We start from the raw sequence: 12,666 nt of genomic DNA on the forward strand, positions 1-12,666 counted from the left end.
TGGCATGTACATGACGATAGGGAGAATTTTTGATTTATCTGTTGGTAAGTATACGAATAAAGAGGCGTTAGTGGAACCTGAAAAAAATATTCGCTGGACATATAAACAGTGGGATGAACAAATAAATAAAACGGCACACGCTTTATTAGAAGACGGAGTAAGAAAGGGAGATACAGTATCTGTTTACTTATATAACTGCCATGAATTTGTAAACGTTTACTTAGCCTGTGCGAAAATTGGTGCGATTTTTAACCCGATTAACTTCCGCTTAAAGGCGAAAGAAGTATCTTATATTCTTCAGGACGCATCCTCGAAAGTCGTTGTCTTTGAAAAAGCAGTTGAGTCAACTGTTGCTATCATTGAACGAGATTTTCCAAATACATCTTTTTGGTCTATAGAAAACGATAAACCTTCCTATGCAAGTTCCTACCATGAAAAAGTGAATGCAGCATCTTCTGAGAAAGTAAATATCGAAATTGATGAAATGGATTATTGTTCAATGCTTTATACGAGCGGTACGACAGGTCATCCGAAAGGCGTATTACATCGTCATCGTGAAATGGCTGAGCATAGTATGATTTGTACATATTTCCTAAAATATAATAGAGATAGCGTTGGGCTTGTTGTTGCACCTTTATATCACTGTGGTGAATTAAATGCCGGAATCATACCACGCATTCAAGTTGGCGGAAAGAATGTCATTTTGCATCATTTTGATACAGAAACAGTATTACATACGATTCAAGAAGAAAAGATTACGACGTTCTTTGCAGCACCGACGATGTGGAATATGTTGTTGCAAAAAGATTTAACTCAGTATGATTTAACTTCAATGAAAATCGGTATATATGGCGGAGCGGCAATGGCACCGGCGTTAGTGAAGGAATGTAAAGAACGTCTTTATATTGACCTTGTTCAAATATACGGAATGACAGAAATGGGACCAGTTGTGGCGTTTCTCGTAGAGGAGGATCAAATTACGAAAGCTGGTTCAGCAGGCACGCCATGCTTTAGTCATGAAGTTCGTATTGTGAAACCGAACGAGGATGCACCGGCAGAACCAGATGATGTATTACCTCCTTATGAAGTAGGAGAAATTATTTTACGCGGCCCAACTATGATGGCTGGCTATCATAATCGCGAAGAGGCAAATAAAAAATCGATGTATAAAGGATGGTATCATTCTGGTGATTTAGGATACTTTGATAAGGATGGTTATTTATTCGTTGCAGATCGTGTTGATGATATGGTAATTAGCGGTGGCGTAAATATTTACCCTCGTGAAATTGAAGATTTCCTTCATAGTCATCCCGGTATATTAGATGTGGCGGTACTTGGTGAGCCAGATGAATTATGGGGAGAGCGTGTTGTAGCAGTTATTGTGAAGAAAGATGAAACAATAACAGAAGCTGATTTAGAAACGTATTGCAAAGAAAGTGACGAATTAGCAGATTATAAGCGTCCGCGTCATTATTTATTTGTAGATGAACTTCCGCGTAATGCGAGCGGGAAGTTGCAGAAGTTTGTGCTGAGGGAGTCACTGAAAGGTGCGAAAAAATAGAAAATGAAGGATGCCCCATATCTATGGGGTATCCTTCATTTTTCTGTATTAAACAGAAGAAACAATATCTTTTTTAATTCTCATTTCTTCTTGGTGAAGGTTAATTAGCGCATTTGAAATAAGGTGGAAAAACAAAATGGATGTAATGTCCAAAAAGAAAAGACACCTTAAGGTGCCTCTCTCCGACTTGAACCATTTCATTTCATACGAATCGGAATCTATCCGTATTACCATTACCCCTTTGTTATGAGTGTAAACACACACTATAAAGCAGAATCGTCTATATACACTAGATTGTTAGTTCACAAAAGACAAGAGATTTGAGATCAATATCCAAGTGACGCCACATCCCCTATAATAATTGATATGTTACGCCTTTTAAAAGAATCTGCTTTATAGAACGTGCCCACAAGTTATATTTTACTACATGTAATATTCATTTAGTGTATTTTTTAATGAATATGTATAATTACATAAACTGTATGAAAAAAAAGAGAGTATACTCTAACATTTTGTAATAAAGATAAAGCCCGCTTACGGAATAGGGGGCTTTTCTTACTTTTTATGGATATTTATTCCAATTATATTATCAGATGAATCTAAACGAATATAAACGTCAGCTGATAAAAGGTGTGCATTATATATTCGTTGTTTATATGTTGATATCTCGAAGCGTTTTCCATTTAATTCACATTCTAGAATAATCATATCGCCATGTTCTTTCCAATTTATTAATTTAGCAGTTGTATTCATATAAACCTCCTCTGAATCATTTTATGAAAATTAATAGAGATAGTGTGAGAAAGGAGTTTATATAACAAAAAAAGACACCTTAAGTGTCTTTTTTGATTACTATAAAAGTCGTTGGATGAAATAGGTTTCTATTTTTATTTACGTGAAAACCCTTCTTCATCAAGGTATTCCGCAGCTTCTGGATAAGAGTTGAATGTACCGTCTAAGTTTACACCAGCGTACACGTTCCACATGTCATCCTCTGAAATAAGAGTAAGAATATGACCATCTTCGTTCTGCCATTCTTCTTCTTTTGCAGGTTCTACAGGTGCTACTACTTCTTCTTGTGATAGAAGGTCAATTGATTTCTCAATTACTGAACGTAACTCTTCTGCTGAAAACTCACGGATGTTAACCATACCCTTATCATCCGTTTTGTAACCTTTAATACCGCTTGCATACACAAATCCATTTCCATTTGGGTGTAAATGAAATACAACGTTCTTTTTATCTAAACGACTTTCTTCAAAGTGGAAGTTTACACGTTTTAATGATACGTTCTTTCTTTCTAGTTCTGGGAAAGATTCAATAATCGATAATTTTTCTTCAAAAGTTAGCATAGTGCCTCCAAGTATATAGTAAAAGATTTAATTTGTTCATTATAGCATAGTTGCAATTGTTTCCAAAGATAAGGGGGAAACTTTTCATTGAATACGTTTACGTCACGAGAATGTAAAAAGTGAGCTAACGAATGTATCTTTTTAGGTGTACAATGGAACATGGACTTTATACAAAGGTGGTTTTTTTATGTTTCAAAAAATAGCAAAGGAATGTTTAGCAGGATTTACTGTTGCGATTGTTGCGTTACCACTTGCGATTGCATTTGGTATTGCTGCGACAGGAACGTCTGAGGGAGCGCTTGTTGGATTGTATGGTGCGATTTTTGCAGGTTTATTCGCAGCGTTATTTGGCGGGACACCTGGGCAAGTAACGGGGCCAACTGGACCAATTACCGTTATCGCAACAGGAGTTATTGCGACGCACGGGTTAGAGGCAAGTTTTATTGCCTTTATGATGGCAGGGTTATTTCAAATTTTATTCGGTGTATGTAAGCTCGGTTCTTACGTTCGATATATTCCGTATCCTGTCGTTTCGGGATTTATGAATGGTATTGCATTAATCATTATTTTAGGTGAAATAAAGCACGTACAAAATAGTTTTCTACTTGTTGTGTTAACGATTATTGTAATGATTGTTTCTGGTAAGTGGATTAAGGCGATTCCGTCTAGTTTAGTAGCACTAGTCGGTGTGACAGCTTTGCTACCTTTATTTTCTTCCCTACTCGAAGGACTTACAGTAAATTTACCGATTATCGGAAATCTTTCATTAAATAAAGTAATTGAAAAGATTGGAACCATTCCAGAAGCGATGCCTACGCTTCATATTCCATCTTTAAGTGGAACAGGAATAGCAGCACTTATTTTACCAGCGCTTAGTATTGCTTTATTAGGATCGATTGACTCGTTGTTAACATCGGTCGTAATGGATAATGTGACAGGTACACGTCATAAAAGTAATAAAGAGCTCGTTGGACAAGGTATCGGTAATATGATGAGCGGATTGTTTGGCGGATTAGCAGGTGCAGGTGCGACTGTAAGGTCTATCGTGAATATAAGAAGTGGCGGTAAAACGGCACTTTCGGCATGTATGCATAGTGTTATCTTATTCATTTTTATTATGGGTCTTGGTTCGGTCGTACAATATATTCCACTTGCTGTACTATCAGGTATTTTAATTTTAACTGGTATTGGAATGTTCGACTGGGAAAGCATGAAAAAGATGCATGTCGCTCCTAAAGGTGATGTCGTTGTTATGCTCGTAACGATGATTGTGACGGTGAAGTTCGATTTAATGATTGCTGTTGCATTCGGTATTATTCTTTCGTTCATCATATATATGGTGAAATGTAAAGAACGTAAAACTTCTATCGTAAAAGAAAGAGAAGAAACGTATACGATTCAAGGACCGCTCTCTTTCTTATCAGTAGATCGTATTTTCTCTACTTTACAAGATGTGAAGTCACCGGTTGTTTTACGTATGAAAGATGTGCGTTATATGGATGTATCAGGAGCTATGGCATTATTAAATTTTGTTGAGCAATCAAATAAAGTAGGAGCAAGTGTAAAGCTTGAGCAAGTACATCCGAGTATTGAAAAAACAATCATAGTAATGGCAAGCGATGAACAGAAAGAACAATTGAAAATCTTAAGTGTTTAGATGGTAATTAGAATATCTCACAATTTTACATACATTATAATGTAGAGTTGTGGGATATTCTTATAATGTTTTTAGTAATATGTACTGCATTGATAGAGAAGAGCTCTTTTTGAGTTACGAAAACAGCTATAATGTGTACATATAATGGAAGGAATTAGAAATTATAGTGTGAAGAGATAGGCGTGAATTGGTTCTCTTTTCTATTTTGTAAAAAAAACCAAGTATTCAACCTATAATAAATTTGTTATGATAACCAATGGGATAAAGTGAATCCCTATCGTTTAAAACAATATGTTTGAGAGTATATGTATAAAAGAAAAGAGAAAAAATATGAATAAAACATTTGTAAAAGGAGCAGCGATTTTAACAATTACAACCTTTTTGTCAAAATTGCTTGGTAGTTTTTTTCAAATTCCATTACAAAATATTGCAGGAGATGAAGTGCTCGGTATTTTCCGACTTGTTTTTCCTGTATATATGATTGCTCTTACATTATCGGTAGCCGGAGTTCCATTTGCAATTTCGAAACTAATTGCAGAGTTGAACGAAAAAAATAAGCAAAAGGAAATTGCGAAATTATTTACATCAGCGTCAATTATTGGGATAGCATTTGGCGTTTTCGGCTGTTTAGTCATTGTATTATTTTCTATTGAAATTGCAAATATGCTTGGTGGACAAGAAACTAGAATGCCGTTGCTTATTACTTCATTAGCATTACTCATTGCGCCATACATGGCAGTTTATAGAGGGTATTTTCAAGGTTTCGGTGATATGAAACCAACAGGGGTATCACAGGTCATTGAGCAATTTGTACGTGTGTTTTTTATGTTAATAATTGCTTACATACTAGTATCATGGGATAAGAGTAATACTGTTATTACTAGTGGTGCGATGGTTGGCTCTTTTCTTGGAGTCATTAGTTCGCTTATATATTTGCGTATAAAATATAATAGAAGTCCATACTACAATAAAAGCAATTCCTATTCACTCCGAGATTTAAGAGAAAACGGCAAAAAGATATTGAGGGTATCGATCCCAATCGCTATCGGAGCTTTATCAATGCCACTTTTAAATTTAGTAGACTCGCTTACAATACCGCATGTATTACAAGGATCATCAACAGAAATTCAAGAACAATTTGGAATATACAGTCGCGGTTTTGCATTCACGCAAATAATTGTTATTTTTGCAAGTGCAATTGTATTTCCGTTAATACCACTCTTAACTTCCGCATTGGCCAAAAGAGATATAAATTTGGCGACAATAACAATTCAAAATACAAATCGACTAGCGCATGTTTTGACAGCACCGTTAACAATATGGTTGATGGCATTAACAGTACCGTTAAATGTCGGATTGTTCACAGACGTAAAAGGCAGTAGTATGTTAACAGTTATGATTGGCAGTTCGTATTTTACTGCGGTTATGGTATTATCAATAGGTGTTTTACAGGGCATTAATCGTTCTGCACAAGCTGCATGGATTGTTATTGGTGCGAGTTGTGTGAAAGTCGTGTTAAACATAATGTTCGTGCAGAAGTTTGGCATAGATGGAGCGGCGTATAGTACATTCATTACTTACGTATTGATTTGTATTGTAAATCATTTGTATATTCGAAGCTATATTGCCTATTCTATTCATTTAAAAAGCTTTTTTGGTGTGCTAGCAATAGCATCTATTTTAGGACTAGGATTGTATGAACTATTTAATGTGATAGATGTTACATCTTCAAGAATTATGACGTTATTATTCAGTGGTATAGCATTAAGTATTACAACCATTTTGTATGGTGTATGTGCTTTGAAATTAAAATGGATATCAATAAAAAAAATACCATTTTTGAAAAGATAAATATAGAAAATTAATTTTTTATTAAAATTCATATGAGCTGATAAAGAGGAAACTATGTAGGGTATTAAGTGTTTAGGTAAGGAATGGGTACCAGTTTATGTTAGATGAAATAAACGGTTACCTAGTTTTGGAGGAGATTTAGGGTGCGTTTAGTCTTATCAGGATATTATGGTTTTTATAATGTTGGAGACGAGGCGATTCTACAATCAATTATTGAATCGTTAAGTAAAGAGAACCCGGATATAGAACTAGTAGTACTATCAAATGATTCTAAATATACAAAGGAAATGTATGGTGTAGAATCGGTAGATCGCTGGGATATAAAAGCTGTTTATCATGCGATCAAAAACAGTGATGGAGTTATTAGTGGTGGCGGGAGCCTTCTTCAAGATCAGACAAGTACGAAGAGTATTCTATATTATACGGGTATTATGGGACTCGCTCGATTATTAAAAAAGCCGTATTATATTTATTCACAAGGAATAGGTCCAATTACAAAAGGATATAATCGTCTATTAGTAAAATGGAACTTGTCAAAAGCTTCCTATGTATCAGTTCGAGATGAGGATTCGTTTTTATATTTAAAAGGACTTGGCATAAAAAACGATATTGAAATTGTTCCAGACCCTGTTTTAACATGGAAACGGACAAAACAATCGGATTGGTTGCAAAAGCATTCGATACATGGAAAAGTAATCGCGGTTAGTGTGCGTTATTGGAATGCAAAAGAAGATTATATAAAAAAATTAGCTGCGGCATTAAAAAAATTAAAGCAAGAAGGATACCAAATTCTATTTGTTCCAATGCATGAGCCATTTGATCAAAAAGCTTCGCGTGAAGTAGTAGACTTAATGGGAGAAGAGACGTATATGCTTCCATATAAAATGGATATCGACGAGAAAATATTCATTTTATCACAATGTTCATTACTAATTGGTATGCGTCTTCATGCACTAGTTTTTTCTGCTGTAGCCAAAACTCCAATGGTCGGGATTTCATACGATCCGAAAATTGATTCGTTTTTAAGTCAAGTGAATCAGCCAGTTATAGGAAGTGTGGATGGCGAATGGAGTGCTGAATATTTATATGAAATTGCGAAAAAGCAATTAATGCAACAAGGAACTGTGCAGCAAGAGTTACAATTGACAATAGATGAGCTTCGGTTGCAAGGCAAACAGGCAACAAAGAAACTCATTGATCATATGGAAAAAGGCACTTTATTAAAAAAGTAAAGTGTCTTTTATTTTGTTTTGAATGTAATGAAAATTCTAATTAAAAAACGTTTTATTTTAATTCCTATTTATTATGCTAAAATGATTGCGATTATTATATAATCAAATTTGTGATAATAAATTCGTAGATTACGAGGAGGATAACCTTGAAGACTTTTTCAAAAGGTATAACAGCAGTGGCATTAACGGGATCATTACTTTTAACTCCTATTTCAAGTTATGCGGCAAATGATGATATTACAGGACATATGTTTGAGACGCATATGCGCTCACTTATTACTAAAGGAGTTTTAATGGGGTATGGAGACAATGTATATGCGCCTGATAAATTAGTAACAAGAGCAGAGTTTGCTACATTCATAGCAAGGGCTTTAAATTTACCGAAAGCTGATTCGAATTTCGAGGATGTGCCGAAGACTTACGGTTTATATGATGGTGTAAGTAGAGCATATGGAGCGAAAATTATTAATGGTCGTACGAACGAGACATTCTCACCAAATGATGTGATTACACGTGAAGAAATGTCGATAATGGTAAAGCGAGCGTTAGACTATAAAAATATTAAAGTAGCTGTAAGTCCGCTTACCTTTACTGATAAAGATAGTATTAACTATAAAGAGCATGTGCAAGTTATGGTGGCTACTCAAATTATTAAAGGGTATCCAGAAGATAATACATTTAGACCACATCTATCAGCTACAAGAGGCATGGCTTCAGCTATGTTGGATCGTATGCTTCAGACGATTGAAAAAAACGGAAATAGCAATCCTGTAGAAACTAAGAAATATGTTGTGACAAATGTAAGAGAAAACGGAACAGAGCAAGAAGTAGAGCGCTATAATACGTATAAAGAAGCGGTTACGGCTGCTCAAAATAAAGGTATGAATGCGGTAAAATACGAGAACGAATTTTTATGGATTAAAGATGGTTTTGCAAGTGCGAAAAGAATAACTGGGCAAAACATCATTAATATTTATGATGAGAATTTGTCAACAGTATATACGTATATTCAGTATGGAACAGAATTGAAAGTGTTAGAAGTTGGCGAAGATCGTGTGAAAGTTCAACTTTCTGGTTTGACAGGTTATGTGAAGAAGAATGAAATCACTTTAATTCCTACAAATGAAATGAAACAGTCGTCTTATTATGTGAAATCAGATGGATATTTATACCATAAATATTATACATATAATACAAGTTCACCTGGATATACAGAATTTAGATATGGTGTGGCACCTTCTTTCATGAAGCAAGGACAGCAAATGTATAGTGTAGATGGAAAGACATTCGGAGACGAAACTTTCTATCAATATTTCAATTATTTATCATTACGTTCGAAAACAGATTATACAGCTGAACAACTAGATAGTTATGTGAAATCGATTAAGCCAGACTCTCCATTAATTGGTTTAGGAAAGAAATTTAAAGAAGTAGAAAGCAAGTATAATGTAAATGCATTATTCTTATATTCATTAGCAATTCATGAAAGTTATTATGGAACAAGCGCTCTTGCAAAAGACAAAAATAATTTATTTGGTTTAAAAGCAACAGACGATAGTCCATATGGTAACGGAGAAGCATTCAATTCAAAAGAAGATTGTATTGAACATGCAGCAAAATTATACATGAATGAAGGATATTTAAATCCAGGACATTGGCGTTATACAGCAACATATACAGGTGATAAAGCTGCTGGTTTAAATGCGAAATATGCATCTGATGCGAACTGGGGTAAAAAAGTAGCGGGGCATATGAACCGTTTTGATTCTTATTTAGGTAAAAAAGAATACAACAAGTACAAACTTGCACGTGTGATGAATAACGTGGAAGTGAAAAAGAATCCTAGTATATCAAATGAGCGACTGTATCGTTTAAATACAAATGTAGTTGTTACAGTTACTGGTGAAGAAATAATAAATGGAAAAGCGTGGGTTAAAGTTATTTCAGATAATCCTACTGTAACAGAAGCGTATATTGCAAAAGAAAGCTTAGAATACGTAAAACATTAATTAAATAAAAAAGAAGGTGCTACTGACATTTCGTAGCACCTTCTTTCTATTCAATTTCAAAATCAACAATGATATAAGCGAGAATAACAATGAAGAAAATACTAACGGCTGGCGCTGTTAATACGTGGCCAGACATAAAGCCAATGCCAAGTGATAGAATGAGTGTGCTCGCTAATAGCATATACTTTACGCTCATGATTTTCTTAAAGTTTGTGATCATGCGGATGAATAATTTAATACCAAAGTATAGAAGTGGTATTAAGTAAATAAGGAAACCGACAATTCCAAATGCGAAAAATAGGTCATGGAAGTCCATTTCAATTAATTTAATTTTATCTGTGTAGTTACCAGCGTAACCCATTCCGAATAGTTTTTGTGAAAGCGGTGCGTCTTTATAGTACTGTTTGTATGTTTTTAAGAATTTGTCGCGATCGCTGTAAATTAAACTTTTTACTTCAGAATCTGTAAGTTCACCTTTTGCATGTTTTTTTGCATCTTCTGGATCTTCTTTAATTACTTTTCCTTCTTTTCGATCTTTTTCTTCTTGTACTGATTTTTTGTATTCGTATATTTGCATGTGAATGCCCATATTTTTTGCGATAGGAGTATGCGGTGTAAGAGCAATTAAACCTCCTAGTATAACAGCTGCAACAACGGTATTTATAATATGTGTGAATCCTTTTCCTTCTTTTTTACGATTTATCATGTACTCAATGAATGAGAAGAAAAGTGCTACGCCTAATGTAATAACAATTGCGCCATATCCGACTTTCGTTCCGACCATAATACTTGCATACATCGCAAGTATTGTTGGAATCCAGTAATATATTTTCGAGAAAGAAGTTGTTTTATGAATCGAATATAAGACAATGATTGGGAACATAATGGCGAAAAGAGAACTTAAATCATTTCCAGCGAAGAACCAACCTCTTGAACCGATTTTTGAGTGAGGATAGCTTGGGAAATCCGTTCCAGTTTGCATTGCGACAATCATTGTGATGCTTAAAATTAAAGTTGCATATAAGAAATATGTAATGATTTTATGAAATACATACTCTTTATTTTTTAGCTCTTTAAAGGCGATAATATATCCAAACAGTAGCACAATTGGATATACGCTCTTTAAAATGAATTTAACTTCTTCTCCAAATGAAACTGGAGATTTAACCATCATATTATTTACAAGACCGATTGCGAGTGCGATTCCGAGTAAACATAAATAGAGGATGTACTTTTTCGCATCTTGTTGTTTGTGATGAAGAAGTAGGTATCCTAATGCAAGAAGCATAAAGGCGAAACGGACTACAACTCCAACTGTTGCGCTCATGTGTAATATATAGATTGAAAAAGATGTTAATAAATCTAAAATTGGTTGAAACACAATGAATAGCAATAGGAAATGTGGGAAGTAGTTATCCGTTTGTTTCAACTTATTAACCATATGTTCCTCCAGTTCTTCATTCCTTTATTACAACACCCAAAAGATGGGTATAAAGCCTTTTTTACATAGTAAGGCGAATGAATTTCAATATTTGTTTTTTTATCAAACTTAAGAATACACCATTTCATTGTAATGGTAAATAGATGAAAAGCATGGATAAACCGACTTTAATTTCTATATTTTTCAACGGAATTGTATGTTTTATACGGTATATGTACAAATTGCGAGATTATTAGACAGAAAATTGAGAAAAAAGAAGGATTTTTCAATGGTTCTCTATAATTATATAAGTATAATCTTTATGGAGAAAAGAGGGGTATATATAATGGAAATAACAAGTAAAACAGAATCTGTCGTTGTGAAATATGAAGGCCACGTTGCAACGGTTATGGTCAATCGCCCAGAGGTGTTAAATGCGTTAGATGAGCCGACATTAAAAGAGTTATTACAAAAGTTGAAAGAAGTAGCGGAAAGTTCTGCGCATATCGTTGTGTTATGTGGGAACGGCCGTGGTTTTTCTGCGGGTGGGGATATTAAATCGATGCTTTCAAGTAATGATGAAAGTAAGTTTGATGGCATTATGAATACTATTTCTGAAGTTGTCGTGACGTTATATACGATGCCAAAGCTTGTTATTAGTGCAATTCATGGACCAACTGCAGGTCTTGGGTTAAGTATTGCGTTAACAGCTGATTATGTAATGGCGGATATATCATCTGTTATTGCGATGAACTTTATTGGAATCGCTTTAATTCCAGATGGAGGCGGTCATTTCTTCCTTCAAAAGCGCGTCGGTGAAAATATGACGAAGCAAATTATTTGGGAAGGCAAGAAATTATCAGCGACAGAAGCGCTTGATATCGGCTTAATTGATGAAGTAATCGGCGAAGATTTCCAAACGGCTGTGAAGCAAAAAATTAATGAATGGTCACAAAAACCGATTAAAGCAATGATTCAAACGAAGCAAATTTTATGTGAAGTAAATCGCTCTAATTTAGAGCAAACATTGCAATTAGAGAAGCGTGGTCAATATGCAATGAGACAAACAGCGGATCATAAAGAAGGAATTGCTGCGTTTTTAGAGAAACGTTTACCAGCATTTAAAGGGGAATAAAGTGAAGTGAGGATTTTGTCCATTCCTCACTGATTATTAGCTCGTTAATTCGGGATAAAGGGGAGAAAGTGCTAACACATTTTAGTATAATTGTGTTAGCACTTTTTTTAAGGAGTAATACATGAAGAAAATGATCGGTGTTATTACTATTATTTTGCTTACATATTCTGCTTTGCATAGTACACCATCTTTGGCAGTTCGGACTGCGTTGTTTTTTGAGGGACATCCAAGTGTTGCATTTTCTGATGGGGTGACGAAAGAAAAAGATGTGAAAAAAGAAGCGATTCTAGATGAGTATCAAACTCTATATGGTAAGGACGAAGACTTAGAGCACTATTTCTTTCCACATGTAAGAGCACATGGATCAGGAATTGATATGTTAAGTGCGTGCGTGAAGAAAAAATGGTTTTTCTATAAAGCAGAGCTCGGATGTTATTAAATATAGGAGG

The 12,666-nt window shown here is 34.7% G+C and carries 10 protein-coding genes; 7 read left to right on the plus strand and 3 right to left on the minus strand.

Translation table 11 applies throughout. From position 1 onward, the window contains the following. The first annotated feature begins 4 nt into the window (after positions 1-4). Positions 5-1,561 carry a fatty acid--CoA ligase gene (locus OXT04_RS19110; RefSeq protein ID WP_075716845.1) on the plus strand — a complete coding sequence of 519 codons (1,557 nt, stop codon included), beginning with the start codon at positions 5-7 and terminating at the stop codon, positions 1,559-1,561. Positions 1,562-2,116: 555 nt separating this feature from the next. Here the strand turns inward: OXT04_RS19110 and OXT04_RS19115 are convergent. Next, positions 2,117-2,314 (minus strand): hypothetical protein, encoded by a 198-nt coding sequence (locus OXT04_RS19115; RefSeq protein ID WP_267416704.1) that lies wholly within the window; start codon positions 2,312-2,314, stop codon positions 2,117-2,119. A gap of 134 nt (positions 2,315-2,448) precedes the next feature. Next, positions 2,449-2,913, minus strand: a complete 465-nt coding sequence (locus OXT04_RS19120) for a hypothetical protein (protein ID WP_000954998.1) — start codon at positions 2,911-2,913, stop codon at positions 2,449-2,451. Between the two features lie 187 nt (positions 2,914-3,100). On the opposite strand from OXT04_RS19120, the gene OXT04_RS19125 reads away from it, so the two are divergent. The 4 genes from OXT04_RS19125 to OXT04_RS19140 all read left to right on the plus strand — a co-directional run bounded on the left by OXT04_RS19125 (position 3,101) and on the right by OXT04_RS19140 (position 9,662). Further along, positions 3,101-4,570: a SulP family inorganic anion transporter gene (locus OXT04_RS19125; protein ID WP_097846248.1), complete on the plus strand. Its 1,470-nt coding sequence runs from the start codon at positions 3,101-3,103 to the stop codon at positions 4,568-4,570. 330 nt (positions 4,571-4,900) lie between these two features. Next, positions 4,901-6,421 (plus strand): putative polysaccharide biosynthesis protein, encoded by a 1,521-nt coding sequence (locus tag OXT04_RS19130; RefSeq protein WP_267416708.1) that lies wholly within the window; start codon positions 4,901-4,903, stop codon positions 6,419-6,421. Positions 6,422-6,564: 143 nt separating this feature from the next. Continuing rightward, complete coding sequence (gene csaB, locus OXT04_RS19135; protein ID WP_001241596.1) at positions 6,565-7,653, plus strand: polysaccharide pyruvyl transferase CsaB; 1,089 nt, start codon at positions 6,565-6,567, stop codon at positions 7,651-7,653. A 146-nt stretch (positions 7,654-7,799) separates the two neighbouring features. Continuing rightward, positions 7,800-9,662: an S-layer homology domain-containing protein gene (locus OXT04_RS19140; protein WP_000847496.1), complete on the plus strand. Its 1,863-nt coding sequence runs from the start codon at positions 7,800-7,802 to the stop codon at positions 9,660-9,662. A gap of 46 nt (positions 9,663-9,708) precedes the next feature. On the opposite strand, the gene OXT04_RS19145 is transcribed toward OXT04_RS19140, so the two are convergent. After that, positions 9,709-11,103 (minus strand): O-antigen ligase family protein, encoded by a 1,395-nt coding sequence (locus tag OXT04_RS19145; protein WP_098284644.1) that lies wholly within the window; start codon positions 11,101-11,103, stop codon positions 9,709-9,711. A 301-nt stretch (positions 11,104-11,404) separates the two neighbouring features. Here OXT04_RS19145 and OXT04_RS19150 point away from each other — a divergent pair, with 301 nt between their 5' ends. Continuing rightward, a complete protein-coding gene (locus tag OXT04_RS19150) occupies positions 11,405-12,217 on the plus strand; it encodes an enoyl-CoA hydratase (RefSeq protein WP_001999174.1) in 813 nt (270 codons plus the stop codon). Between the two features lie 121 nt (positions 12,218-12,338). Next, on the plus strand, positions 12,339-12,656 hold the full coding sequence (locus tag OXT04_RS19155; RefSeq protein ID WP_061660965.1) for a hypothetical protein: 318 nt from the start codon (positions 12,339-12,341) through the stop codon (positions 12,654-12,656). Positions 12,657-12,666 lie beyond the last annotated feature (10 nt).

It is taken from the genome of Bacillus sp. GC_Bacil_1 (assembly GCF_026540675.1).
GTDB classification, from domain to species: Bacteria; Bacillota; Bacilli; order Bacillales; family Bacillaceae_G; genus Bacillus_A; species Bacillus_A cereus.

Excerpts from the sequence above, each read along its gene's own strand:
- OXT04_RS19110 (WP_075716845.1), top strand. The coding sequence starts at position 5 with ATGTACATGACGATAGGGAGAATTTTTGATTTATCTGTTGGTAAGTAT.
- OXT04_RS19115 (WP_267416704.1), bottom strand. The coding sequence starts at position 2,314 with ATGAATACAACTGCTAAATTAATAAATTGGAAAGAACATGGCGATATG.
- OXT04_RS19120 (WP_000954998.1), bottom strand. The coding sequence starts at position 2,913 with ATGCTAACTTTTGAAGAAAAATTATCGATTATTGAATCTTTCCCAGAA.
- OXT04_RS19125 (WP_097846248.1), top strand. The coding sequence starts at position 3,101 with ATGTTTCAAAAAATAGCAAAGGAATGTTTAGCAGGATTTACTGTTGCG.
- OXT04_RS19130 (WP_267416708.1), top strand. The coding sequence starts at position 4,901 with ATGAATAAAACATTTGTAAAAGGAGCAGCGATTTTAACAATTACAACC.
- OXT04_RS19145 (WP_098284644.1), bottom strand. The coding sequence starts at position 11,103 with ATGGTTAATAAGTTGAAACAAACGGATAACTACTTCCCACATTTCCTA.
- OXT04_RS19150 (WP_001999174.1), top strand. The coding sequence starts at position 11,405 with ATGGAGAAAAGAGGGGTATATATAATGGAAATAACAAGTAAAACAGAA.
- OXT04_RS19155 (WP_061660965.1), top strand. The coding sequence starts at position 12,339 with ATGAAGAAAATGATCGGTGTTATTACTATTATTTTGCTTACATATTCT.